19 protein-coding genes and 3 pseudogenes are annotated in these 24,284 nt (G+C 64.8%); 10 read left to right on the top strand and 12 right to left on the bottom strand.

The annotated features are described in order from the left end of the window. Together A5906_RS44465 and A5906_RS15405 are read left to right on the top strand one after the other, a co-directional pair. Positions 1-1,021: pseudogene (locus A5906_RS44465) on the top strand (type II secretion system protein GspD); the annotation flags it as partial. A 131-nt stretch (positions 1,022-1,152) separates the two neighbouring features. After that, positions 1,153-1,588 (top strand): annotated as a pseudogene (locus tag A5906_RS15405) (prepilin peptidase); the annotation flags it as partial. Between the two features lie 142 nt (positions 1,589-1,730). Here A5906_RS15405 and A5906_RS15410 read toward each other — a convergent pair. Further along, positions 1,731-2,270, bottom strand: a complete 540-nt coding sequence (locus A5906_RS15410; RefSeq protein WP_245326748.1) for a tetratricopeptide repeat protein — start codon at positions 2,268-2,270, stop codon at positions 1,731-1,733. Positions 2,271-2,530: 260 nt separating this feature from the next. Here A5906_RS15410 and A5906_RS41405 point away from each other — a divergent pair, with 260 nt between their 5' ends. Then, positions 2,531-2,710, top strand: a complete 180-nt coding sequence (locus tag A5906_RS41405; RefSeq protein ID WP_283807693.1) for a CoA transferase — start codon at positions 2,531-2,533, stop codon at positions 2,708-2,710. Positions 2,711-3,280: 570 nt separating this feature from the next. Here A5906_RS41405 and A5906_RS42550 read toward each other — a convergent pair. The 9 genes from A5906_RS42550 to A5906_RS15460 all read right to left on the bottom strand — a co-directional run bounded on the left by A5906_RS42550 (position 3,281) and on the right by A5906_RS15460 (position 12,744). Beyond that, positions 3,281-3,640 carry a hypothetical protein gene (locus A5906_RS42550; protein ID WP_161495394.1) on the bottom strand — a complete coding sequence of 120 codons (360 nt, stop codon included), beginning with the start codon at positions 3,638-3,640 and terminating at the stop codon, positions 3,281-3,283. Between the two features lie 23 nt (positions 3,641-3,663). Next, positions 3,664-4,539: an outer membrane protein gene (locus A5906_RS15425; RefSeq protein WP_080136240.1), complete on the bottom strand. Its 876-nt coding sequence runs from the start codon at positions 4,537-4,539 to the stop codon at positions 3,664-3,666. A gap of 168 nt (positions 4,540-4,707) precedes the next feature. Continuing rightward, positions 4,708-6,225 carry a tripartite tricarboxylate transporter permease gene (locus A5906_RS15430; RefSeq protein ID WP_080136242.1) on the bottom strand — a complete coding sequence of 506 codons (1,518 nt, stop codon included), beginning with the start codon at positions 6,223-6,225 and terminating at the stop codon, positions 4,708-4,710. A gap of 12 nt (positions 6,226-6,237) precedes the next feature. Next, the gene (locus tag A5906_RS15435; protein WP_080136250.1) at positions 6,238-6,780 is read right to left on the bottom strand and encodes a tripartite tricarboxylate transporter TctB family protein; all 543 of its coding nucleotides are present in this window, start codon (positions 6,778-6,780) and stop codon (positions 6,238-6,240) included. Positions 6,781-6,916: 136 nt separating this feature from the next. Further along, the gene (locus tag A5906_RS15440; RefSeq protein ID WP_430642393.1) at positions 6,917-7,897 is read right to left on the bottom strand and encodes a Bug family tripartite tricarboxylate transporter substrate binding protein; all 981 of its coding nucleotides are present in this window, start codon (positions 7,895-7,897) and stop codon (positions 6,917-6,919) included. Positions 7,898-8,047: 150 nt separating this feature from the next. After that, positions 8,048-8,845 (bottom strand): enoyl-CoA hydratase/isomerase family protein, encoded by a 798-nt coding sequence (locus A5906_RS15445; protein WP_080136252.1) that lies wholly within the window; start codon positions 8,843-8,845, stop codon positions 8,048-8,050. Between the two features lie 41 nt (positions 8,846-8,886). After that, positions 8,887-10,086, bottom strand: a complete 1,200-nt coding sequence (locus A5906_RS15450; protein WP_080136253.1) for a pyridoxal-phosphate-dependent aminotransferase family protein — start codon at positions 10,084-10,086, stop codon at positions 8,887-8,889. 116 nt (positions 10,087-10,202) lie between these two features. Then, entirely contained in the window at positions 10,203-11,486 is a 1,284-nt protein-coding gene (locus A5906_RS15455) for an MFS transporter (RefSeq protein WP_080136254.1), read from the bottom strand. Positions 11,487-11,541: 55 nt separating this feature from the next. Continuing rightward, complete coding sequence (locus A5906_RS15460; RefSeq protein WP_080136545.1) at positions 11,542-12,744, bottom strand: pyridoxal-phosphate-dependent aminotransferase family protein; 1,203 nt, start codon at positions 12,742-12,744, stop codon at positions 11,542-11,544. Positions 12,745-12,876: 132 nt separating this feature from the next. On the opposite strand from A5906_RS15460, the gene A5906_RS15465 reads away from it, so the two are divergent. From A5906_RS15465 to A5906_RS15475, 3 genes are all read left to right on the top strand, one after another. Beyond that, entirely contained in the window at positions 12,877-13,626 is a 750-nt protein-coding gene (locus tag A5906_RS15465; RefSeq protein ID WP_080136546.1) for a GntR family transcriptional regulator, read from the top strand. A gap of 104 nt (positions 13,627-13,730) precedes the next feature. Continuing rightward, positions 13,731-16,706, top strand: a complete 2,976-nt coding sequence (locus tag A5906_RS15470) for an FAD-binding and (Fe-S)-binding domain-containing protein (RefSeq protein WP_080136255.1) — start codon at positions 13,731-13,733, stop codon at positions 16,704-16,706. Next, positions 16,699-17,127: a GlcG/HbpS family heme-binding protein gene (locus A5906_RS15475; protein ID WP_080136256.1), complete on the top strand. Its 429-nt coding sequence runs from the start codon at positions 16,699-16,701 to the stop codon at positions 17,125-17,127. Before A5906_RS15470 ends, A5906_RS15475 begins: the two co-directional genes overlap by 8 nt. Before the next feature lie 130 nt (positions 17,128-17,257). Here A5906_RS15475 and A5906_RS15480 read toward each other — a convergent pair whose 3' ends face one another. Together A5906_RS15480 and A5906_RS15485 are read right to left on the bottom strand one after the other, a co-directional pair. Next, positions 17,258-18,040 (bottom strand): enoyl-CoA hydratase/isomerase family protein, encoded by a 783-nt coding sequence (locus tag A5906_RS15480; protein WP_080136257.1) that lies wholly within the window; start codon positions 18,038-18,040, stop codon positions 17,258-17,260. A gap of 128 nt (positions 18,041-18,168) precedes the next feature. Beyond that, a complete protein-coding gene (locus A5906_RS15485) occupies positions 18,169-20,256 on the bottom strand; it encodes a molybdopterin-dependent oxidoreductase (RefSeq protein ID WP_080136258.1) in 2,088 nt (695 codons plus the stop codon). 232 nt (positions 20,257-20,488) lie between these two features. Between A5906_RS15485 and A5906_RS15490 the strand changes: the two genes are divergently transcribed. The 4 genes and pseudogenes from A5906_RS15490 to A5906_RS44470 form a co-directional block, all read left to right on the top strand. Beyond that, positions 20,489-21,463 carry a Bug family tripartite tricarboxylate transporter substrate binding protein gene (locus tag A5906_RS15490; protein ID WP_080136259.1) on the top strand — a complete coding sequence of 325 codons (975 nt, stop codon included), beginning with the start codon at positions 20,489-20,491 and terminating at the stop codon, positions 21,461-21,463. A 13-nt stretch (positions 21,464-21,476) separates the two neighbouring features. Continuing rightward, a complete protein-coding gene (locus A5906_RS15495; RefSeq protein ID WP_080136260.1) occupies positions 21,477-21,947 on the top strand; it encodes a (2Fe-2S)-binding protein in 471 nt (156 codons plus the stop codon). Next, positions 21,944-24,070, top strand: a complete 2,127-nt coding sequence (locus A5906_RS15500) for a xanthine dehydrogenase family protein molybdopterin-binding subunit (protein ID WP_080136261.1) — start codon at positions 21,944-21,946, stop codon at positions 24,068-24,070. Before A5906_RS15495 ends, A5906_RS15500 begins: the two co-directional genes overlap by 4 nt. Next, positions 24,067-24,284 (top strand): annotated as a pseudogene (locus A5906_RS44470) (substrate-binding domain-containing protein); the annotation flags it as partial. The gene A5906_RS15500 and the pseudogene A5906_RS44470, both read left to right, overlap by 4 nt.

Consider the following 24,284-nt stretch of genomic DNA (forward strand, 5'->3'; position numbering starts at 1 on the left):
CGCGGGCGGCGGAGCCAAGCCCGGCCTCAACGGCATCCTCCAGAACGTGCGGATCACCGCCGACGTCACCAACAACGCCGTGCTCGTCTACGCCAATCAGGAGGCGCAGCGCATCGTCGAGCAGACCATCCGGCAGATCGACCGGCCGCAGCGCCAGATCGCCATCGAGGCGACGATCGCCGAGGTGACGCTGAACGACCAGCTGAACTATGGCGTGCAGTTCTTCCTCGCGAGCAAGAAAGGCTCGGTCTCCAACACCATTTCGGGCGTCAGCAACAGCGCCACGATCGGCAGCGACACCGAGCCGGCGAGCAACGCGGTCAATGCCGCCGCCGGTGCCCTACTCGGCCGCGCACTGCCGGGCTTCAACTTCCTGATCGGCGCCGAGAATTCGCCGCGCGTCGTGCTCGACGCCTTGCACGGCGTCACCAACGTCAAGGTGCTGTCGAACCCGTCGCTGGTGGTGCTGGACAACCAGGCCGCAACCCTGCAGGTCGGCGACCAGGTGCCGTTCTCGACGGGCACTGCGACCGTGCTGACGGCCAACAACACCGTGGTCAACACCATCGACTACAAGAACACCGGCATCATCCTGCGGGTGCTGCCGCGCGCCAACGCGAACGGCAACGTCGTGCTCGACATCGAGCAGGAGATCTCGAGCGTGGCCGCCGGCAGTGCCAACTCGTTGACACCGACGATCTCGCAGCGCCGGGTCAAGAGCTCGATCGCCGTGACGAGCGGGCAGACCGTGCTGCTCGCCGGTCTGATCAGCGAGACCGAGAACAGACAGCGCCAGGGTCTGCCGATCCTGGATTCCATTCCCGGCATGGGCGATGCCTTCTCGCATCAGACCAATGCGCGCAACCGCACCGAGCTGATCCTGTTCATCCGTCCAACCGTGATCAAGGATGGCGTCGATGCGCACGTCATCGCCGAGGAGATGCGCAGCAAGATGAACGGCCGCATGGTCGGAACCAGCAATCCCGTGGTCACCGTGAACCCGCCCAAGGCGGTGCGCTAGATTGTGAACGACGGCACCGACGCTCCGCTCGCGCTCGGCATCGCCCTGCTGGGCGTGCTCGCCAGCCTCATCACCGGGCCGGGGGCGGAAGGCCTGTACGGCGCGTTCCTGGCTGTCCTGATGCTGGCGGNCCGCCACTACCTCATTCCGAACGAGCTGACGGGCGCCGCGTTCGCGCTCGCCCTGATCCGCGCCGCCGCGTTGGTGCCCGATATTGGCTTGGAGGCGCTGCTCTGGCCGCTCGCCCGTGCCGGAGCCGTGGCGCTGCCCCTGCTGCTGCTGATGGCGCTCTACCGACGCTGGCGCGGACGTGACGGGCTCGGGCTCGGCGACGTCAAGCTCGCCGCTGTGTGCGGCGCCTGGCTCGATCTTGTGACCGTGGCAGCGGTGATCGAGCTTTCGGCGCTGCTCGCGATCGGCGCCTATGCTGCCAATGCTGCGCGACAGAGACAGCCGCTACGCGCGACCGCCTTCCTGCCATTCGGACTGTTCCTGGCTCCGGCAATCTGGCTCGGTTGGCTGGGTGAGACCTGGTATGCGAACCGGCTCGGCGGCTGGCCCGGCTAAGACGCCATGATCGCGGGAGGAATCGTCCTTCCGGCGCAGGCGCGACGCGCGACGCCGGCAGCCGCCTTCTACTGTGCATGGGGTTGTTTTCGCATTTTTCGTTTGGAAGCGAGAACGGCAGGGCAAGCCCGACGGGAAACCGTTAAGGCTCGCGGCTCGGCGCCCATTCAAGCGCCCGCAGGCGAGCCTGGGCGATCTCTCCGCGCGTCATCTTGGTGGTGACGGCATCGCGGATCCGGGCCCGGGCCTCGCGTGCCGGAGGCGGCGCTGCAGCCGTCGACAGGTTGAGCCATTTGGAGGCCTCGACGATGTCCTGCGGCACGCCAAAGCCGCGGTCGTAGAGCAGGCCCAGCGAATATTGGGCACGGCTGTCCCCCTGCTCCGCCGCGCGGCGGTACCACATCGCAGCTTCCGTATAGTTCTGCGGCACGCCACGGCCGGTCTCGAACATGAGGCCGAGATAGGTCTGCGCCGCCGCATTGCCGCGCTCGGCGAGCGGAATGAAGACGCGAGAGGCGGCCGCATAGTCCTGGCGCTGGAACGCCGAGACACCTTGGCGAAGCGATTGGGCGGAGGCGGCGGCGGGAAGCAACATCAGCGCGATGGCGACCAGGGCCGGCACCGGGCCAGGGCAAGCGGCGATGAGGCGGGTGCACTTGCCGTGTCTGGTGAGCCCGCTCATCTCGTCGCCCCCTTGAATAACCGTTTGAGCGTAGACCGGGATTGTAACAGAATCCATGGCGCGCAGCCGCCGCGGTGCAGAGAGCTCCCTGCTGTGACGCGGTCTGCCCATCGGCCGGTGCCGGCATCGTTGCGTTCTGCGCCAGGTCCAGCCCCGGTCGGGCCTTGCATTTCGACAGGCGGCATCCGCGTCGGGGCAGACTTGCCGCCTAATGTTTCGGCCTTATGGTGGCTGCGCAATCTGTCCCGGAGCCCTTCAAGATGCCTTTTCCGCATGCCTCGGAAGCCCTGTCGCGCTTCACCGTGCTCGATCTGACCCGCGTCCGGTCCGGGCCCACCTGTGTGCGCCAGCTCGCGGACTGGGGCGCCAATGTCATCAAGAAGGAGTTCGGTCTCAGCGGGGACGAGATCGCAGGGCTCAGAAACGCCAAAGTGGGATGAGTTGAGAGGAAATTTTTCCCCAGCGCCGTTCCGGCTTGACGGCTCAAGCTCTCGCTGCTCTTGGAGACGAGCGTCGAACGAGGACACGGTCGAAGATGATCCAAAATTGGCTCCTGGCCATCTTTAGTGGCTGATCGTCGGATGCTTCTTCACTGCTATTTCCATCGATAGTCTCTCCGTTAGGATACGGAAACGACGATCCCCCCTCGCTTCTTCCAGTCGCCGCACCCTCGAGACTCCAACAACCGTTCCTTGAAACGAGATCGATTTGATCCAAAGGCCGATCGTCGGCCAATCCTCTTCGACATTCCGTTGCGCCGCGACGGGTTCAAGGGCGATCTCTCTTGCGCCACGTCGTAGCAATCTCAGAGGACAACGATGAGATCAAACTAAGCCATGCGGTTGTTCCCTATGCCAAACATCCGGGCATGTTAAAGATGAGCAGATGATTTTGTGCACACATGCAGTCGTCGGCGGCGCGGTCGCCAGCCTACTTCCATCTCACCCGGCAGCCGCGGCAACCGCTGGGTTCGCGAGCCATTTTGTCATCGATGCAATTCCGCACTGGGACTACACGCCGAACTTCCTCCGAAAGGCCTGGGGGTTTTCGCGCGCGCCGAACATGCCGGCGCTCTGAAGTCCACTCAAAGCACAATTGCGAACCGCGCTCAGACGATCGCCGATCACATTGATCAATCGGATATCATCCACCTCATTGACGAGGCTGCCGGCTATCGCGACGACCGCAAAACAAAAATGTAAGAGCTGTTGGCGGCTGTCGGTGGAGCGGCCGCCGGATTCGGCACGCAGACCGACGAGGTGCTCAAGGAATTCGGCATCGGTGCCGGACCAGATCCGTACGCTCAGGGACGCCAAAAGTAGCGTTACCTCAGAACAGAAACGTCGGTGCCCGGCAAGATTGCCGGGCACCGACGGCCACCGCGCTGAACAGCTCAGTATTTTGCAACGACGGGAGTGGGAGTGAACGCGTAGTTGAAGCCAGCACGCAGCACGTGATCGTGGAAGCTGACGTCGGCTTGGTTGGCGGTTCCCACGAAGTAAGTCTTGCTCCCGAAATCCATGTAGAGATATTCCAGCTTGGCCGACCAATTCCGGGTGAACTTGCGTTCGACGCCCGCACCCACCGTCCACCCGACCCGGGTGTCGGTGCTGCTCACCCCAGCCCCGATCGGAAGGTTGAACCCGCCGAGCGGCGTCGTACCGCCGAGACCCGGCCCGAAGACCTGGATTCCAAGGGCGGTCGCGGACGAATATTTGAACTCGCCCACAGCGAGACCACCGGTCGCGTACCAGAGTGTCTGCGGATCCGACAGGACGCCGACGCGTCCGCGGAACGTCGCGAACCACTGCAGGTCATAAGAAAGATTGGCGGTCAATGTCGCAATGGAATTGAAGTCTGTACCACCCGGGATGCCGATGATGTTCGACCCGTAACGCGCGCTCGTCGTGGTCGCCGTCCGCGACGACCGCTCGCCGGTCGCCTGAATGTCGCCCTCGAGGCCTACGACCCATTTCGGATCGATCTGCCAGTTGTAGCCCAGTTGACCGCCGGCTAGCCAACCATCGACATTCTGGCCAAACGCCCCGAATTGTGTGGCCGGGAACGGCAGCGCGATAGGCGCTACCGTCGTCTCCGCCCTGCCCCAGCTGTATCCAGCATTCAATCCGGCATAGAAACCGGTCCAGCTCCAGACCGGATCGACCATGACCGGCGCCTTGACGTAAGGCTTTGCCGCGAGATCGGCCGCCAGTGCCCCCGTCGCGACCAGCGACATCGCCGCTGCCATTCCAACCACAATCCGCTTCATGGCAATTCCTCTTCCCGCACAAATTTGTGATCGAGATATACCCCGCTGCCTTCCCAAGGGCTGTGCCGCGCCAGCAACATCTGGAAATAATCGGACTTCAGGGAGTGCCGGCAGCGGAGCCACCGCCCCACCTAAGCCATTGATCTAGAAAGAAATTGGTCTACCGCGCTACTGCGGTGTCGTCCTGGTCCGCTGCGTCAGTCCGACACGTCCCAGCAACCCGTCGGTGACAGGCCAGAACAGCAGCACGATCGCCAGAGTCGTAATGGAGCCGACCAGGCCGTTTGACCAGAACACCTTGAGGTTCCCGCCGGAGCCGATCATCGACAGACGGAAGGCATCTTCGGCTCGGTTGCCGAGCACGAGGGCCAGCGTGAACGGCGCCAGCGGAATGCCGATCTTCTTGAAGACGTAACCGACCACGCCGAAGCCCAACATCAGCCAGATATCGAACATCGCGTTCTGAATCGCGTAGGCGCCGATCGCGCAGGACACCACGATCATCGGCGCCACCGCGGCGAACGGCACGCGCAGGATCGAGGCGAAGATCGGCACCGTCGTCAGCACCAGCACGAGGCCGACCACATTGCCGAGATACATCGAGGCGATCAGGCCCCACACGAAGTCCTTGTGCTCGACGAACAGCAGCGGGCCTGGATTGAGGCCCCACACCATGAGGCCGCCGAGCAGGATCGCGGCGGTGCCCGAGCCGGGAATGCCGAGCGCCAGCATCGGCAGCAGCGCCGACGTGCCGGAGGCATGGGCCGCCGTCTCGGGCGCGAACACGCCCTCGATGCGCCCCTTGCCGAAACTCTCGGGATCCTTGGCGAAGCGTTTTGCAAGATTGTAGCCCATGAAGGAGGCCGCGATCGCACCGCCCGGGGTGATGCCGAGCCAGCAGCCGATGAAGGAGGAGCGCAGCAGCGTCATCCAGTATTTCGGCAGGTCCTTCCATACCCCGAGCACGACCCGCAGCGAGATACTGGCCGCGTGTCCGCGCAGCGCGAGGCGCTCCTCCATCGTCAGCAGGATCTCGCTGATGCCGAACAGGCCGATGACCGCGACCAGGAAGTTGATGCCGCGGAGCAGCTCGGCGGAGCCGAAGGTCATGCGCAGATTACCCGACACCGTGTCCATGCCGACGCCGGCGAGCAGCAGCCCCAGCGACATCGAGATGACGGTCTTGTGCTTGGCTTCTCGCCCGAGGCCGACGAAGGAGCAGAAGGTCAGGAGATAGACTGCGAAGAACTCGGGCGGACCGAATTTCAGCGCAAAGGACGAGATCATCGGCGCGAGGAAGGTGATCAGGAGCACCGCAACCAGCGAGCCGACGAAAGAGGACGTGAACGCCGCCGTCAGCGCCTCCGCCGCCCTGCCCTGCTGCGCCATCGGATAGCCGTCGAAGGTGGTCGCGACCGACCAGGCTTCGCCGGGGATGTTGAACAGGATCGAGGTGATCGCACCGCCGAACAGCGCTCCCCAATAGATGCAGGACAGCATCACGATCGCCGAGGTCGGGTCCATCGTGAAGGTGAGCGGCAGCAGGATGGCGACGCCGTTGGGGCCGCCGAGCCCGGGCAGCACGCCGACGAAGATGCCGAGCACCAGCCCGACCATCATCAGCACGAGCGTCTTCCAGGTGAGCAGGACGGCGAAGCCGTGAAACAGGAGACCGAGAGCTTCCATCGTTCGCCCGCCCTAGTGGCCGAAGGCCGCTTCGAGCGGCCCCTTCGGCATGATGACGTCGAAAGCGATGTCGAAGGTGACGAACATGATCGCCGTGAACACAAGCGCGGTGAGCAGCGACTTCCACAGCGCGATCTTGCCGACGAGCCGCATGAAGCCCGCGATCAAAAGGAAGCTCGCGACATAGAGGCCGAGGAACTGTGTGACCAGGCAGAACAGCAGCGTCGGCACGAACACCGCCATCACGCGGCGCGCCTGCGCGCGCGTGACGAAGCTTTCGCATGCCGCGCGCCGCGCTAGCAGCGCTGCAATCAGGCCGTAGAGACTGCCGCCCCCCAGAATGACGGACAGATAGAACGGAAAATAGCCCGGTTCGGGCCCGGTCGCATCCCAGGATGCGCCGGTGCGCCAATTGTCGTAGCCGAGCGTGACGGCGAGCGCGAGCAGCAGCAGGCAGACCACAATCTCGACCGTGCCGGAGGAGACGACGGAGGGAGAACCGTCTTCGGGCGCAGTCGGATCGTCGACGACAATTTCAAGATCGGTTTGGGACATGCTCCGCCAGATCAAGTTGCGCTGTCATCATCCGCGAAGGCGGATGATCCAGTACTCCGTGCAGAAGCCGTCTTTCGTCGAATTCTGTGCAATACTGGATGCCCCGCCCTCGCGGGGCATGACGTGGAAGGTGTGACTACTTCGCGACGAATCCGGCTTCCGTCATCAGCGACTTGTTGATGGCGTCGTCCTCCTCGAGGAACTGCACCATGTCCTTGCCGGTGAGAAAGATCGGCTTCAACGCCTGCTTCTCCATGTAGTCCTTGTATTCGGCAGTCTGCGTCACCTTGTGGAACAGCTCGACATAGAATGCCTGCTGTTCCGGCGTGACCTTGCCGGGAAGGAACATCGCGCGCAGCATCAGGTACTGGACGTCGACCCCCTCCTCCTTGCAGGTCGGGATGTCGGCCCAGGACTGGGTATCCGTCACCTTGTTGGTGTAGGAGATGCGCTCCTTGTCGAACACGCAGAGCGGACGCACCTGGCCGGCGCGCCAGACCTCGAGGTTTTCACTGGGATTGTTGACGTTGGCTTCGGTGTGGTTGCCGACGAGCTGGGTCGCGGCCTCGCCGCCGGACTTGTAGGGGAGATAAGAGAACTTCGCGCCGGTCTTCTGCTCAAGGAACACGGTGAGCACGTGATCCTCGCGCTTGGAGCCGGTGCCACCCATCTTGAACGGCGAGCTCGCCGCCTTCGCGGCATCGATGAATTCCTTTACCGTCTTGGGGCCGGCGCTGTTGTCCCACAGCACGAACTGATCGAGCGCGATCACCGAGACCGGGGTCAGCTCGCGCCAGTTGAACGGAATCTTCGCCGAGAGCGGCAGCATGTAGATCAGGGAATAGGCAATCAGCACCTTGTTCGGATCGCCCTCGCTGGACTTCATGTACATCAGCGCTTCCGCACCAGACGCACCGCCCTTGAGCGAGACCACCATGGGCTGTTTCATCAGATTGTTCTTCTGGATCGCGGCCTGCATCATCCGGGCCATCTGGTCGGAAGCACCGCCCGCACCCGCTGCCACCACGATCTCAACCGGCTTGGTCGGCTCCCAACCGGCAAAGGCCGGCGTGCTCAACAACAGCGCAGTCGCAGCGCCGACGGCCTTCACTGGAATTCGCACGAGTTTCGTCCCCTGGTTCTTATTGGCTTTGTGATGCCGGGAAATCTATCGGTGCATTGTGCGGACTATTGCTGACGAGTTCAAGCAGACGGGCGTGTCGCCGCATATGACTTTCGGCTGACGGTAAGCGCGCGGCGGCGTGCGCTATTTGCCCTTCCAGACCGGTGCACGCTTGTTGAGGAAAGCGTCCATGCCCTCGCGGAAATCCTCGCTCATATAGGCCTTGAGGATCAGGTCCTCGCCCTCCTCGCGCGACAGCGTGCGGCGGATGCGGCGCACCGCCTCCTTGGTCGCCTCCAGCGTGAGCGGCGCATGGCTGGCAACGAGCTTCGCGGTCTCGTCGGCGCGGCGCTGCAGCGTCTCGACGTCCGGCACGATCTCGTTGAGCAGACCGAGCGACAACGCTTCCTGCGCTTCGACGAGCCGCGCCTTGAAGATCAGATCCTTGGTTCGGGCGGGCCCGACCAGCGCGACGACGCGGCTGATGTTCGACATCGACAGGCAGTTGCCGAGCGTGCGCGCGATAGGAAAGCCCATGCGTGTTGTTTCGGTGCCGATGCGTAGGTCGCAGCAAGCCGCGATGCCGGCGCCTCCGCCGGTGCAGGCGCCAGCGATCGCAGCGATCACGGGCACGCGGCACTGCTCGAGTGTGCCCAGCACGCGGTCGATCCGGGCCTCGTAGTCGAGCGCGTCCTGCGCCGTCTTGAACGCACGGAATTGCGAGATGTCGGTGCCGGAGGCGAAGGCCTTGTCGCCAGCCCCGGTCAGGATCAGCGCCTTGATCGAGCGGTCGGCGTTGATCTCCTGGCAGATCTCCGCCATGCGGTCATACATGGCGAAGGTCATTGCGTTGCGAGCCTGGGGGCGGTTGAAAGTGATCCGCGCGATACCGTCCGTGACGGAGTAGAGCAGGTCTTCGTTGGCAGTCGTCGGTGCGTTCATCGCGCGCTCGCTTTCTTCACTTCAGTCAGTTCAGGCCGGCCTTAGGCCACCTGAGCTTTAGCCATCGGCACCACGTCGCGTCCCTTCAGGACGTCCATGGCCGCCAGCACGCCGCCGCTCCGGTGCGGAATCTTTGCAAGATCCAGGCCCATCTCGACGCCGGCGAGCGTGCCCATCAGCATCAGATCGTTGAAATGGCCGATATGGCCGATGCGGAACACCTTGCCCTTGACCTTGTTCAGGCCCGTGCCGAGCGACATGTCGAAGTTTTCGAGCACGACCTTGCGGAAGGCGTCGGCATCAAATCCCTCGGGCACGCGCACGCCAGTGAGCGCCGGCGAGTGCGCGGCGGGATCGGCGCACTGCGTCTCCAGGCCCCAGACCTTGACCGCGGCACGCGTCGCCGCGCTGTGGCGCTTGTGGCGGGTCCAGACGTTCTCCAGCCCCTCCTCCTCCAGCATCTTCACCGCCTCGCGCAGGCCGTAGAGCAGGTTGGTCGCCGGCGTGTAGGGGAAGGTGCCGAGCTTGTTGAAGCTGATGACCTCCTGCCAGTCCCAATAGGAGCGCATGCCCGGATTGGCCTTGGCCACCGCGAGCGCCTTCTCCGAGACGGCGTTGAAGCCGAGGCCGGGCGGCAGCATCAAACCCTTCTGCGAACCCGCGACCGAGACGTCGATGCCCCAGGCATCGTGCTCATATTCCATCGAGCCGAGGCCGGAGATGGTGTCGACCATCAGCAGCGCCGGATGCTTTGTGCGGTCGAGGATCTTGCGCACCTCCGCGGGCGGCGTGACGCAGCCGGTCGAGGTCTCGTTATGCACGACGCAGACCGCCTTGATGGCGTGCTGCTTGTCGGCGGCAAGGCGCCGCTCGATCTCGGCGAGGTCGGCGCCATGGCGCCAGTCGCTCGGGATGAAATCGACATCGAGCTTGAACTTGTCGGCGATGCCGCGCCAAAGCACGGCGAACTGACCGGTCTCGCACATCAAGACCTTGTCGCCGGGCGAGAACACGTTGACCATGGCCGCTTCCCAGGCGCCGGTGCCGGACGAGGGGAAGATGATCACGGGCTGCTTGGTGCGGAACACGCGCTGCATCGCGGCAAGCACGGCGAAACCGAGCTCGGCGAACTCCGGACCGCGATGGTCCAGCGTCGGCATGTCCATCGCCCGCAGCACGCGGTCGGGCACGTTGGTCGGTCCTGGAATCTGGAGAAAATGCCTTCCAGTATGCACGGTCATAGGCGTCCTTCCCGGTCTAGCCTTATTTTGATGGCCGCCGAATAGCACCATTTGACCGGCTTGTCCCGTCCCCAAAAGGCGACTCCCATGCATAAGCGGCGGGCCTCCGCCACCCCCTATTCCGCAGCCACCATCTTTCCAGCCGGCATCCGCCCTTCGGCGTCCGTGAACGGCCGCTCGGGGTGCATCAGGAAGGCGGAAAAGCCACCGAGCAGCAGCAGTCCCATCGACATCAGGAACGGCAGGTACCAGTTGCCGGTCACGTCGATCACGAAGCCCGCGACAAGCGGAGAGACGATCGCGGCAAACGCCGAACCGGTGTTCATGATCCCCGAGGCGGTACCGGAATATTTCGGGGCGATATCCATCGGGATCGACCACATCGGGCCGATCACGAGCTCAGCGCAGAAGAAGCCGGCCGATAGGCACAGCGCCACCACGGTGATGTCGTGGACGAACAGGATCGGCAGCAGCGAGAGCAGCGCCCCCGTAAATCCTGTTACGGTGACGCTGAGCCGCGCCAGGCGGACATTGCCGGTGCGATCGAGGATCCTGTCCGAAATCACACCGCCGACGCTGTCGCCGACCACGCCGGCGAAGAAGACGCCGGAGGCGAACAGCGCCGAGTTCTTGATGTCGAGGCTGTAGTTGTTCTTGAAGAACAGCGGCAGCCAGTTCAGGTACAGCCACAGGCACCAGCCGTAGCAGAAATAGGTCAGCGTCACCGGCCACATCCGCCCGAGCAGCGGACCCCAGGGCACGCGCGGCCGCTCGCCGGTCGGACGCGGCGGCAGTGCGGCGAGCTCGGCATCGGTGATGGAGGCGTGCTCCTTCGGCTCGTTGCGGAAGTACCAGACCCAGATCACGCCCCAGATCAGGCTGACGAAGCCGAGCACGACGAAGGCGCCGCGCCAGGTCAGCCACAGGATCAAGAGCGCCACCACCGGCGGCGTCACCGCATTGCCGAGCCGGGCGAAGGAATGAGTCAGGCCTTGCGCAAAGCCGCGGCGATTGGCCGGCGTCCAATATTGCATCGCGCGCGTTGCGGTCGGGAACGTCGCGCCCTCGCCGAAGCCGAGCGCGAAGCGCGCGACGAAGAGCGCAGCGAGACCGTTGACGAAGCCGGTCATGATGGTGGCGACCGCCCAGATCATTCCGCACCAGAACAGCGTCTTGCGCGGCCCGAAATGATCACCGACCCAGCCGCCGATGACCTGGAACAGCAGATAGGGATAGGCGAAGGCGGAGAAGACGAGGCCGAGCTGGGTGTTCGACAGACCCAGCTCCTTCTGGATCTCGCCCGCGGCCGTGCCGATGTTCACCCGGTCGACATAGGTGATGAAATACATCGCGCAGAGCATCGCCAGCACGACATGCGTGGCCTTGAACCGAACCCCCATCTCACCCCTCCCGACTTGCTGTTGTTATGATTGCTGCCCGCCCTTCCCGAGCGATTTACGTGCCGACCACTTTTAGATGCGGCGAGGCGTTGCCTTGCGGACGCTGCTCCAGGAGCTTCATCGCGACATCGACACCGCCGGAGCGGTGCGGCACGCCGGCCACCGACAGGCCCATCTCGACGCCGGTGAGCGCGCCGAGCAGCGTCAGCGCATTGCATTCGCCGAGATGGCCGATGCGGAAGACCTTTCCGGCGACCTTCGACAGGCCCGAGCCGAGCGACATGTTGTAATTGTCGAGCACGACTTTCCGGAACCCGTCGGCATCATGTCCCGGCGGCATCAGCACGGCGGTCAGCACCGGCGAGAACTCTGAAGGCTCCTGGCAGAGCACTTCGAGCCCCCAATGATTGACGGCGGCGCGGGTCGCGGCGGCAAGCCGCTGATGCCTTGCGAAGACGTTGGCGAGCCCCTCCTCGAGCAGCATCGCAATCGCCTCGCGCAGGCCGTAGAGCAGGTTGGTCGCCGGCGTGTAGGGGAAGAAGCCTTTTGCGTTCGGCTTGAGCATCCCCTCCCAGTCGAAATAGGAGCGCGGCATCTTGTTGGTCTTGGACGCGGCCAAGGCCTTCTCCGAGATCGCGTTGAAGCCGAGGCCGGGCGGCAGCATGAAGCCCTTCTGCGAGCAGCTGACGCTGACGTCGACCTTCCACTCGTCGTGGCGATAATCGACCGAGCCGAGCGAGGAGATGGTGTCGACCATCAGCAGCGCCGGATGCGAGGCGCGGTCGATCGCGGCGCGGATCTCGGCGATGCGGCTGGTCGCGCCGGTCGAGGTCTCGTTGTGCACGACCATGACGGCCTTGATCGCGCGCGCCTTGTCCTCGGTGAGTTTTGCTTCGATCACCATGGGGTCAGCACCACGGCGCCAGTCGCCAGGAACGAAATCGACCTCGATGCCGAAGCGGCCGGCCATCTGCCGCCACAGGGTGGCGAAATGGCCGGTCTCGACCATCAGCACCTTGTCGCCCGGCGACAGCGTGTTGACGATCGCAGCCTCCCAGGCGCCGGTCCCCGACGACGGGAAGATGATGACCGGAGCTTTGGTCTGGAAGATCTTCTGGCTGCCTTCGAGCACGGTGCGGCCGAGCTCGCCGAACTCAGCGCTGCGATGGTCGATGACAGGCATGTCCATGGCGCGCAGGACACGCTCGGGGACCGGGCTCGGGCCCGGAATCTGAAGGAAATGGCGTCCCTGGTGCATGAAAACCTCCTGGCGGCGGGTTCTGGCCGGCTCTGTCGGCCATTTTGCATTCATTTTTTGTCCTTTCAATCAAAATTTGGTATTCGATTGTGGACGTCGACGCGACCTAACGGGCAAACTACTGTGCTGCAAATGAAATCCACGATTCCCGACACCGGGGTTCCGATCACCCCAGCCGCCGGCAACGGCGGCGACCGCCAGGAGAACCGTCACGAGGCCTCGCTCCATGGCGAGATCCTGCTGCGGCTGCGCGACTACGTGGTCGAAGGCAACATTCCGGAAGGAGCCCGCGTTCCCGAGCGGCAGCTCTGCGAGATGCTCGGCATCTCCCGCACGCCCTTACGCGAGGCCCTCAAGGTGCTCGCCGCCGAGGGCCTGATCGAGCTACTGCCCAACCGCGGCGCACGCGTGCGCCAACTCAGCCAGCGTGACCTCGAAGAGCTGTTCGACGTCATGGCGGGACTGGAAAGCCTGGCCGGGCGGCTGGCCTGCGAGGCCATTACGGATGCGGAAATCACCGCGATCGAGCAGCTGCATTACGAGATGTACGGCCACTATCTGCATCGCGACATGCACGGCTATTTCCAGACCAACCAGCGCATTCACGAGAGCATCGTCGCAGCCGCGCGCAACGAGACGCTGAGGACCGCCTACGCCAACTTTGCCGGCCGCATTCGCCGCGTCCGCTACTCCGCCAATTTCGCCCGCAAGCGGCAGCGCTGGGCGGAAGCCATGCGCGAACACGAGGCGATCCTCGATGCGCTGCGCCGGAGAGCGGGCAGCGAGCTCAGCGACATCCTGTTCCAGCACCTGCGCAACAAGCGGACGGCGGCGATCGAGCACCTGAGCGAGCCCCAAGAGGACGCGCCGGCCTCGGCCTGAGGGCGGCCAGCTTGCTCATTTTGAATTCATAATATAAGCGATCGGGAACCATAATGAATAACTCAGCAAGGCCCAGGCCTCGCTGAGGCAGTCCGGGATCAGGGATGACAATCGCCTCCTCGCTTGAACGGCGCCTGCGGTCGGAAATGACCGGCGACGTCCTGTTCGACCTCTTCAGCCGCGGCCGCTACGCCACCGACGCCTCGTTCTACCAGATCATGCCATCAGGCGTGGCGGTCCCGAAGACCATTGACGAGGCTCTGCGGGCGCTGGCGATTGCCCGCGAGGAGGGGGTAAAGGTCACCCCGCGCGGCGGTGGCACCTCGCAATGCGGCCAGACCGTCAATGACGGCCTGGTGGTCGATCTCTCCAAGCATCTCAACCGGATCCTGTCGCTCGACGTCGAGGGCCGCACCTGCGTGGTCGAGCCCGGCATCGTGCTCGACGACCTCAACCGGCAACTGAAAAAGCACGGCCTGTGGTTTCCGGTGGACGTCTCCACGGCGTCCCGCGCCACCATCGGCGGCATGGCCGGCAACAATTCCTGCGGCGGCCGCTCGCTTCGCTACGGCACCATGCGCGACAACACGCTGTCGATGGAGGCATCGCTCGCCGACGGCACGCTGAGCCGGTTTGGCGAGGTCTCGCGCGACCTCTCCGACGTCGGCGCGGGAGACGGCGCCCGCGCCCTGTTCCGCGACATGCTCGATCTCGGCAGCCGCGAAGTCGAGGAGATCGCCGCGCGCTTCCCAAAGGTGCAGCGCCGCGTCGGCGGTTACAATCTCGATGCGCTGGTGCCGCGCAATGCGCCGAACAACATGGCGCATCTTCTGGTCGGCTCGGAAGGCACCCTCGCCTTCACCACCAAGGTCGAGCTGAAACTGTGGCCCGTGATCCGCAACAAGGCGCTCGGCGTCTGCCATTTCGGCAGCTTCTACGAGGCGATGGACGCCGCCCAGCATCTGGTCAAGCTGAAACCGATCGCGGTCGAGCTGGTCGACCGCACCATGATCGCGCTCGGCCGCGACATCGCGATGTTTCGCCCGATCATCTCCGCCGCGATCAAGGGCGATCCGGACGCCGTGCTGGTGGTCGAGTTCGCAGAAGAAGACCAAGCCGACAATCTGTTGCGTCTGAAGCAGCTCTCCGAGCTGATGGCCGACCTCGGCTTTGGCTGGAACAACGACACCCGCAAATGGGGTGGGGTTGTCGAGATCACCGAGCCGGCGCTGCAGAGCGGCATTGCCGATTTCCGCGCCGCCGGCCTCAACGTCATGATGTCGATGAAGCAGGAGGGCAAGCCGGTCTCCTTCGTCGAGGACTGCGCCGTGCCGCTGCCGCATCTCGCCGACTACACAGCGCGGCTGAACGAGGTGTTTGCCAAACACGGCACCAGCGGCACCATGTACGCGCATGCCTCCGAGGGCTGCCTGCATGTGCGCCCGGTGCTGAACTTGAAGCTGGAGAAGGACGTCAAGGCGATGCGGGCTATCGCCGAAGAGGCGTTCGCGCTGGTGCGCGAGTACAAGGGCTCGCATTCCGGCGAGCATGGCGACGGCCTGGTGCGCTCCGAATTCCACGAAACGATGTTCGGCGAGCGCCTCGTCGCCGACTTCAGGGAAGTCAAGCACCGCTTCGATCCCGACGGCGTGCTCAATCCCGGCAAGATCGTTGACGCGCCGAAGATGGACGACCGCTCGCTGTTCCGCTTCAAGCCCGATTATCGTGTCGGCGAGTTGAAGACGAAGCTCGACTGGTCGGCCTATCCCGGCGCCGGCGGCGGTTTCCAGGGCGCGGTCGAGATGTGCAACAACAATGGCGCCTGCCGCAAGCTCGAGGGCGGCGTCATGTGCCCGTCTTATCGCGCGACGCGCAACGAGAGGGACGTCACGCGCGGCCGCGCCAACACGCTACGCCTTGCGATCTCCGGCCAGCTCGGCCCCGATGCTTTGTCGTCGGACGAGATGATGGAGACGCTGAAGCTCTGCGTCTCCTGCAAGGCCTGCCGCCACGAATGCCCGACCGGCGTCGACATGGCCAAGATGAAGATCGAGGTGCTCGCTGCGCGCGCCGCCAGCCACGGCCTGACACTGCGCGACCGCCTGGTCGGTTATCTGCCGCGCTATGCCGGCCTCGCCTCGCGTTTCGCGCCGCTGGCGAACTTGCGCAACCGTAGCCCGCTGCTGCGAAAGCTGTTCGAGCGGTTTGCCGGCATCAGCGCGCGCCGGACGCTACCCGCCTTCCGCGGCGACGTGTTCGTGCCGCCGGCTGGCAGCATCGGGCCGGAGACCGGCCGCCAGGTCGTGCTGTTCACCGATACGTTCAATCGCATCTATGAGCGCGAGAATCTCGACGCTGCGCTCCGCGTGCTCGCGGCGGGCGGCTATCGCGTACTCATGCCGAGGCCTGTGAGCGGCAGCCGGCCGCTGTGCTGCGGCCGCACCTTCCTGTCGGCTGGTCTCGTCGACGAAGCCAAAGCCGAGCTCGACCGGCTGGTCTCTGCCTTAGCGCCTTTCGCCGCGCGCGGCGTGCCGATCGTCGGCCTCGAGCCGAGCTGCCTCCTGACGCTGCGCGACGAGCTCTCTTCGCTCCGCAAGGACAACGACGCCAAGGCCGTCGGAGCGCACGCCCTCACCTTCGAGGAATTTCTGGTGCGCGAGGCCGAGGCCGGACGGCTGCAACTGCCGCTTGGCACGGTGGCCGACAAGGCCGTGGTGCACGGCCATTGCCATCAAAAATCCTTCGGTGCCTTCAAGCCGGTCGAGCAGGTGCTGCGCCTCGTCCCCGGCTTGAAAGTCGAGACCATCGAGTCGAGCTGCTGCGGGATGGCCGGCGCCTTCGGCTATGGTGCGGACACGTACGATGCCTCGATCGAGATGGCCGAGCTGTCGTTGCTGCCCGCCGTGCGGCGCGCGGACCAGACTACGCTGGTCGTCGCCGACGGCACCTCCTGCCGTCACCAAATCCACGACGGCACGCAGCGCGAGGCGCTGCACGTGGCCCGCGTGCTCGCCATGAGCCTCGATCGCGCCACAACAAATTCCACCTCTCTTACCGAAAAGGAAACCAGCCATGGCTGACCTCACGCTCGACACCGCCCGCAAGATCCTCGACGCCGCTTTCGCAAAGGCCGGCGAGCTGAAGCTCAAGCCCCTCGTCGTCACCATCCTGGACACCCGCGGCGTGCTCAAGCTCGCCGCGGCGCAGGACGGTACCAGCCTGATGCGCGCCGAGATCGCACACGGCAAGGCCTATGGCGCCCTCGCGATGGGCATGGGCTCGCGCGCCCTGTTCCAGCGCGCGCAGGAGCAGGCCTATTTCATCGACGCCGTGAACACCATTGCCAAGGGCGCGTTGGTGCCGGTCCCCGGCGGCGTGCTGATCATGGACGGCAGCACCCTGCTCGGCGCGGTGGGCGTGTCCGGTGACACGTCGGACAATGACGAGGCTTGCGCGGTGGCGGGCATCCAGGCGGCCGGACTAAAGCCGAACGCAGGCTGAGATGCCGTAGGGTGGGTTAGCACTGTGGGCGCGCAAAGCGCGGCCACGAGGCGTAACCCACCTCTTCTGCCTCCGCGGCAACAGACGTGGTGGGTTACGCTGACGCTAACCCACCCTACGAATTTCCCTTCTACCGCCCCGTCCAGACCGGCTTGCGCTTCTCGCTGAACGCCTTCAGACCTTCCTTGGCGTCCTCCGTCATCGCGAGCAGTGCGATCTGGCTTTCGGTGTAGGCGATGCTCTCGTCGAACGACATCGATGCGATGGCGCGCATGGCGTATTTGCCGCGGCGGATCGCGGTCGGGGATTTATCGACGATGCGACCGATCAGCCAATCGACCTTGGCGTCGAGCTCGGCCGTGGGCACGACGTAATTGAGGAGGCCGGCAGCTTGCGCAGCCGTCGCGTCGAACGGCTCGCCGGTGAGCGCCCATTCGTTGACGAGCCGCGGCGGCGCGATGGACTGCAGCAGGCTCAGCACCTGCATCGGGAATACGCCGACCTTCACCTCGGGCAGGCCGAAGATGACGTGATCGGCCGCAACCGCCATGTCGGTCATGCACAAGAGGCCCATGCCGCCGGCCATGCAGACGCCACTGAGGCGCGCGATCGCGGGCTTGGTGGCGTTCTGCGACAGACGCAGCAGATCGGCATAGTCGACGTTGGGTTTGGAATGGTCCATCGCGAACGCCGCGCCGGAGTTCTGCAGGTCCGCGCCGGCGCAGAACGCCTTGTCGCCCGCGCCCGTCAGCACGATGACGCGGACGTCCTTATCCTCATGCGCGTCGCGATAGCCTTTGCTGATGCCGGCGATCACGTCGCCATTCAGCGCGTTGCGTTTCTCCGGCCGGTTGATGGTGATCCAGAACGCCTGCCCGCGCTTTTCGGTGATGACGGCTTTGGTGTCGGTCATGGCACGCTCGCTTCCTTGCTCCCGTTTGTCGCCATTTGCGGCAGCTCGGGCGCGAGGCGCAAGCGCAAACTGCGGGCCAGCGCCGCTTTAGCGCCTCGACACAAATTGCGCAGCGATCGCAGGAACGCTCAGGCGACCGCTTTCCTGATCCAGACCTTGTTGTCGTGGAACGCCGCCCCGCCGATCGGCGCGATCGTGTCCGCACCCGTCAGCATGTTGATGCCTAAACCGCCGAAATGGTTCTTGTTGGGGTGAACGGACTCCGCGATCAGCACGCCGCGCCGCACGCCCTCGAACAGCGTCGCGACCAGGGTGGTCTCGCCGCGGCTGTTGCCGAGCGTCACCGCATCGCCATCGGCAATGTCGAGCGAGGCCGCATCGAGCGGATGGATCATCACGCTCGCTTTGCCCTCGCGCGCCTGCGAGGACGGCGTCTCGTTGAAGGTGGTGTTGAGGAAGCTGCGCGCGGGGCTGGTGGCGAGCCGAAACGGATGGGCCTGGTCGGCATGCTCGATCACCGCCCAATGGTCCGGCAGATCAGGCATCTTGTCGACATCGCCCATCGTCACGCCGAACGGCGGGTGCAACCAATCCGCCCGGAAGTGGAATTTCTTGTCGGCATGGGCAAAGCCGTCGAGGAAATGCGAGGTGCGGAAGTCCGGCTGCAGGTCCCGCCAGAGGTCGGCCTCGAGGCCGGCGATGTCGCCATGGTTGCTCAGCTTCAGCGTCGCGTCGATCAATTCGCGCGGCGTCATCTCAAAGCCCTGGTGTTTCGCGCCAAGTCGCGGCGCCAGCGCCTGCAGGACCTCATGGTTGGAGCGGCATTCGCCGGGCGGATCGATCAGCTTCGGTCCGACCGAGATGTGCTGGTGGCCACCGCCGTAGTAGAGATCGTCGTGCTCCATGAACATGGTCGCCGGCAGCACGATGTCGGCCATCAGCGCCGTCTCGGTCATGAATTGCTCGTGCACCGCGACGAACAGATCCTGGCGCGCAAAGCCCTGCCGCACCAACGCCTGCTCCGGTGCCACCGTCATCGGGTTGGTGTTCTGGATCAACATCGCCTTGACTGGCCCCCGGCCGTGCAGGGCCTCGGCGTCGCCTGTGAGGATGCGGCCGATCTTGGATTGGTCGAGCGCGCGGACGCTGTGGTCGACCGCGTCGTGGCCTTCGATGATGGCTTCGTTGAAATGCCACAGCGCGTAATTGTTGAAGAAGGCGCCACCGCCTTCATATTGCCAGGCACCAGTCACCGCGGGGATGCAGAGTGCGGCATGCATTTGCGTCGCGCCGTTGCGCGAACGGGTGAAGCCGTAGCCGAGCCGCAGGAAAGTCCGCTTGGTCTCGCCGACCGCCTTGGCGAACGCCTCGATCTCCGCCACCGGCACGCCTGAGATCGCCGACGCCCATTCCGGCGTGCGCGCCTTCAGATGCGCCTCGAGCTCGGCGGGGCAGTCGGTGTATTTGTCCATGTAGGCGCGGTCGGCATAGCCGTCGCGGAACAGGACATGCATGACGCCGCAGGCGAACGCGCCGTCGGTGCCCGGACGCAGGATGATCTTGATGTCAGCCTGCTTCATGGTCTCATTGTCGTAGATATCGACTGCAGCGATCTTCGCGCCGCGCTCCTTGCGCGCACGCGAAGCGTGCGTCATCACGTTGACCTGGGTATTGACCGGATTGGTGCCCCAGATCACGACGAGATCGGACAGCGCCATCTCGCGCGGGTCGACGCCGGCGATCTTGCCCGTGCCGATCGCATAGCCGATGCGTGCCACATTGGCGCAGATGGTCTGATAGAAACGCGAATATTTCTTCACATGGGTGAGGCGATTGAGGCCGTCGCGCATCACGAGGCCCATCGTGCCGGCATAGTAATAGGGCCAGATCGACTCTGCGCCGAACTCGCGCTCGGCCTGGTTGAAGCGGTGCCCGACCTCGTCGAGCGCCTCGTCCCAGGAGATGCGCGCGAACTGACCGGAGCCTTTCGGGCCCGTTCGGCGCAGCGGATACATCAGCCGTTCGGGATGATGGATGCGCTCGGCATAGCGGGCGACCTTGGCGCAGACGACGCCGGCCGTATAGGTCTGCTTCTTCGAACCGCGGACGCGGCCGATGCTGCGGCCCTCGACCACCTCGACATCGAGGGCACAGGCCGAGGGGCAATCATGCGGACAGGTCGAATGGCGGATTTCGATCTTGGCGTGCTGGTTCATGTCCCAGTTCGTAACACCAAAATACCTGCGAGCCGAGGGCATTTATCCGGCAGCGCCCATGCGATTTGCTCAAACCGCACGCGCCGGCGGTTCCTGCAGCAACCGCGAATGCGGCGCAATCACACCGAAAACCGCCCGATATTCCCCGACACGATCGACTTTGTGAGGCGTCGACAGTCCGCACTCCCTGCCGCTAGAGTGCCGGCACAAGAACGACATCAGGGAGGTGGGCATGACGGCCCGAAGCTTCACGCTGGCGCTGGCCGCCGGCCTGATCGGCGGATTCGCCGCAGCCCCCTCATGGGCGCAGGATTATCCCGCGCACGCGGTCCGGATCATCGTCCCCTTCGGAGCCGGCGGGCCGGCCGATGTGGCCGCCCGTCTGATTGGCAACGTCTTCCAGGAGAGCTTTGGCCAGCCCTTCGTGATCGAGAACCGCACCGGCGCGGGCGGGGTCATCGGAACCGTGGAAGCTGCGAAGTCGCCGGCCGACGGCTACACGCTGCTGATGATGTCCAACACCCAGACCGCGAATGAATCGCTGCTGACGCCGGACAAGCGCAAATACGAGCTGATGCGCGACCTCGCGCCGATCGCGCCGGTCAACTATTCCGATCTCGTCATCGTGGTGAACCCGCAAGTCCCGGTGAAGACGCTTGCCGAGTTCATCGCACTCGCAAAGGCGCAGCCTGGCAAGCTGAACTATGCCTCCTCCGGTCAGGGCACGCCGTACCACATGGCAGGTGAGCTGTTCAAAGCGATGGCCGGCATCGACATCGTTCATGTCCCCTACCGCAATAGCGGCGAAGCTCGCAGCGGCGTGATCGGCGGGCAGGTGCAGATGATGATCGACGCAGTGCCGGCGATGGCGCCGAACATTGCCGAAAACCAGGTTCGCCCGCTCGCCACCACGGGCAAGCAGCGCTCCGCGGTGCTGCCGAACGTCCCGACCACGGGTGAGGCCGGCGTTGCCGGCTATGAGGCGACGATCTGGCTCGGGCTGATGGCACCCGCCGGCACGCCGAGGCCCGTCATCGACAAGCTCAACGCCGCCGTCAACGCAATGGTGAAGCGGCCGGACATCGTCAAGCTCTGGACTGAGCAGGGCGCCGTCCCCATGTCGATGACACCGCAGGAATTCGAAAAATTCCTGCGCGGCGACATTGAGAAATGGGCCGATGTCGTCAAGAAATTCGACAAGTCCTGAGGCCGTACTGCTCATGCCCTCCGTTCAGTTCCGGCTCAACGGCGCAGCGACGGCCGTGGACACCGATCCCGACCAGATGCTGCTCGATGTGCTGCGCAGCGGGCTCGGCATCACCGGTGCGCATTTCGGCTGTGGAGCCGGCGAGTGCGGCGCCTGCCATGTCATGGTCGGTGATCGCGCCATGACCTCCTGTGACATGCCGATGTGGTCGGTCGCGGACAAGGACGTCGTCACGGTGGAAGGTCTCGGCACGGCAGAGCGGCCGCACCCGCTGCAGCGCGCCTTCATCTCCGAACAGGCGATGCAATGCGGCTATTGCGTCCCGGGGATACTGATCAGCGCAGCGGCGCTGCTGAAGCGCAATCCGTCGCCGTCGGAGGCCGAGGTGAGAGCGGCCCTCGATCGCAATCTGTGTCGCTGCGGATCGCATAACCGCATAGTCCGCGCGGTGTTGCGCGCGGCCTCGGAGATGGCCGCCCCATGAACTCCCCTGCTCCGAAACTGCCGATCAGCCTGCTGGCCAATCCAAGACTGTCGTCCTGGGTGAAATTCACCGGCGACGGGCGTGTCGCGATTTCGCCCGGCAAGGTCGAGATCGGCCAGGGCATCGTCACGGCGCTGGCGCAGATCGCGGCGGACGAGCTCGACGTCGATCTCTCCAAAGTCGAGATGATCCGCGCCTCGACCGCAGCCAGCCCGAACGAAGGCGTCACTTCGGGCAGCCTTTCAATCCAGCAATCGGGCCGTGCACTCCGGCATGTCTGCGCCGAGGTGCGCCAGCGCTTCCTGCTTGCGGCCTCCGAGCGTCTCGGTGTCGATGAAGCGTTACTCACGATCGATGACGGCATGATCTCGGGTCCCGGCAATGTCAGGACGAGCTATTGGGAGCTCGCGGGCGACGTCTCGCTCGACCACGATGCCACCGCGGGCGCGGCGGCGAAGAGCGCCGCCGAGCGCGCCGTCGCTGGACATTCCGTGCAGCGCGTGGACATTCCCCACAAGGTGTTCGCGAAGCCTCGCTTCATTCACGACCAGGCGTTGCCTGGACTGCTGCACGGACGGGTGCTGCGGCCGGACATCTCGGGCGCGGGGCTGACCGGGCTGGACGAAACAGCCGCACGCGCCGTCCCCGGCCTTGTCGCGATCGCCCGCGACGGCGGCTTTGCCGGCGTAGTCGCTGAGAGTGAGGCAGCGGCGGAAGCCGCACTGAAGGCCCTGCGCATAGGCGCGACATGGTCGGCGGGCGAGCCACTGCCCGACGAAGACGATCTAGCCGGCTTCCTAAAAAGCCAGCCGGTCGAAACCACGCTCATCGACAGCAGAACAGCGGCCTCGGCGAAGACAGCCGTTCGTACCCTCCGCCGGCAATACACCCGTCCCTACATCGCTCATGCCTCGATCGCGCCCTCCTGCGCCATGGCGCGATGGGAGGGTGATCGTGTCCAGGTCTGGACGCACAGCCAGGGCGTCTATCTGCTGCGCGCCGATCTTGCCATCGTGCTCAAGCTGCCGGCCGAGAACATCGTCGTCGAGCACATGGAGGGCGCTGGCTGCTACGGGCACAATGCGGCCGACGATGTTGCCCTAGACGCCGTGCTGCTGGCGAAGGCGGCCGGCGGCCACCCGATCCGGGTGCAGTGGTCACGCCACGACGAAATGACCCATTCACCGTTTGGTGCGGCGATGGCTATCGAGATCGAGGCCGACCTCGATGCAGACAATGAGATCATCGGCTGGCGCCATGCGATCTGGAGCAACGGCCACGCAGCAAGGCCCGGTCGCGCGGCCCAGCCGGCGCTGCTCGCAGCGACCGAGATCGCAAATCCCTACCCGCGAATGATTTCGACCAATCCTCCCGCCGCCAATGGCGGCGGTGGGGACCGCAACTCCGTTCCACTTTACGACTTCCCGGCCTGGACGATCACGAGCCATCGGCTGCTGACGATGCCCGTGCGTACCTCGGCGTTGCGGACCCTGGGCGGACAAGGCAACGTATTTGCCATCGAGACGCTGCTCGATGAGATCGCCATCCTGCGCGGCGAAGACCCGATCGCATTTCGCCTGCGCCATCTCCGCGACGAGCGGGCGAAGGACGTCATCCGCGCCACAGCGCGGCGTGCCGCATGGAAACCGCAGCGGCAGGCCGGCATCGGCCACGGGGTCGGCTTTGCGCGCTACAAGAACACGGGCGCCTATTGCGCCGCGATTGCCGAGATCGAAGGCGCCGACGACATCCGCGTCAAACGGCTGACGCTTGCGGTCGATGTCGGCGAGGCCATCAATCCGGACGGCGTCATCAACCAGATCGAGGGCGGCGCCATCCAGGCGACGAGCTGGGTGCTGAAGGAGCGCGTCCGGTTCTGCCGCACGCGCATCACCTCTGCCTCCTGGACGGACTATCCGATCCTGACCTTCAGCGAGGTACCGGCGGTGGATATCGAGATCATCCAGCGGCCGGAGATCGAGCCGGTCGGCGCAGGCGAAGCCGCACACGGTCCGGTGACGGCGGCGATCGCGAATGCCGTGTTCGATTGCCTCGGCGTGCGTGTCTGCGACCTGCCGATCACGCGCGACAGGATCATTGCAGCCATGGAGCTTGCGTCGTGACGACAGTGACCATTTTGAGCGGCGGCGCGGCGCAAGGCCTGGTGCGCGGCCTCACTGAGGCCTTCAAGGCGCAGACCGGCTGCGGCATTGACGGCGAATTCGGTGCGGTCGGTATCATGGCCGACAAGCTGCGCGCAGGAGCGCCGGCCGACCTCGTGATTCTGACACAGGCCCTGCTCGCAAAGCTCGCAGAAGAGAATCTGGTCGTTCCCGC

The organism is Bradyrhizobium sacchari (genome assembly GCF_002068095.1).
In the GTDB taxonomy this organism is placed as follows: Bacteria; Pseudomonadota; Alphaproteobacteria; order Rhizobiales; family Xanthobacteraceae; genus Bradyrhizobium; species Bradyrhizobium sacchari.

Excerpts from the sequence above, each read along its gene's own strand:
- A5906_RS15425 (WP_080136240.1), bottom strand. The coding sequence starts at position 4,539 with ATGAAGCGGATTGTGGTTGGAATGGCAGCGGCGATGTCGCTGGTCGCG.
- A5906_RS15470 (WP_080136255.1), top strand. The coding sequence starts at position 13,731 with ATGACAATCGCCTCCTCGCTTGAACGGCGCCTGCGGTCGGAAATGACC.
- A5906_RS15430 (WP_080136242.1), bottom strand. The coding sequence starts at position 6,225 with ATGGAAGCTCTCGGTCTCCTGTTTCACGGCTTCGCCGTCCTGCTCACC.
- A5906_RS15460 (WP_080136545.1), bottom strand. The coding sequence starts at position 12,744 with ATGCACCAGGGACGCCATTTCCTTCAGATTCCGGGCCCGAGCCCGGTC.
- A5906_RS15455 (WP_080136254.1), bottom strand. The coding sequence starts at position 11,486 with ATGGGGGTTCGGTTCAAGGCCACGCATGTCGTGCTGGCGATGCTCTGC.
- A5906_RS15435 (WP_080136250.1), bottom strand. The coding sequence starts at position 6,780 with ATGTCCCAAACCGATCTTGAAATTGTCGTCGACGATCCGACTGCGCCC.
- A5906_RS15450 (WP_080136253.1), bottom strand. The coding sequence starts at position 10,086 with ATGACCGTGCATACTGGAAGGCATTTTCTCCAGATTCCAGGACCGACC.
- A5906_RS15410 (WP_245326748.1), bottom strand. The coding sequence starts at position 2,270 with ATGAGCGGGCTCACCAGACACGGCAAGTGCACCCGCCTCATCGCCGCT.
- A5906_RS15445 (WP_080136252.1), bottom strand. The coding sequence starts at position 8,845 with ATGAACGCACCGACGACTGCCAACGAAGACCTGCTCTACTCCGTCACG.
- A5906_RS15500 (WP_080136261.1), top strand. The coding sequence starts at position 21,944 with ATGAACTCCCCTGCTCCGAAACTGCCGATCAGCCTGCTGGCCAATCCA.
- A5906_RS41405 (WP_283807693.1), top strand. The coding sequence starts at position 2,531 with ATGCCTTTTCCGCATGCCTCGGAAGCCCTGTCGCGCTTCACCGTGCTC.
- A5906_RS15475 (WP_080136256.1), top strand. The coding sequence starts at position 16,699 with ATGGCTGACCTCACGCTCGACACCGCCCGCAAGATCCTCGACGCCGCT.
- A5906_RS15490 (WP_080136259.1), top strand. The coding sequence starts at position 20,489 with ATGACGGCCCGAAGCTTCACGCTGGCGCTGGCCGCCGGCCTGATCGGC.
- A5906_RS15480 (WP_080136257.1), bottom strand. The coding sequence starts at position 18,040 with ATGACCGACACCAAAGCCGTCATCACCGAAAAGCGCGGGCAGGCGTTC.
- A5906_RS15465 (WP_080136546.1), top strand. The coding sequence starts at position 12,877 with ATGAAATCCACGATTCCCGACACCGGGGTTCCGATCACCCCAGCCGCC.
- A5906_RS15485 (WP_080136258.1), bottom strand. The coding sequence starts at position 20,256 with ATGAACCAGCACGCCAAGATCGAAATCCGCCATTCGACCTGTCCGCAT.
- A5906_RS15495 (WP_080136260.1), top strand. The coding sequence starts at position 21,477 with ATGCCCTCCGTTCAGTTCCGGCTCAACGGCGCAGCGACGGCCGTGGAC.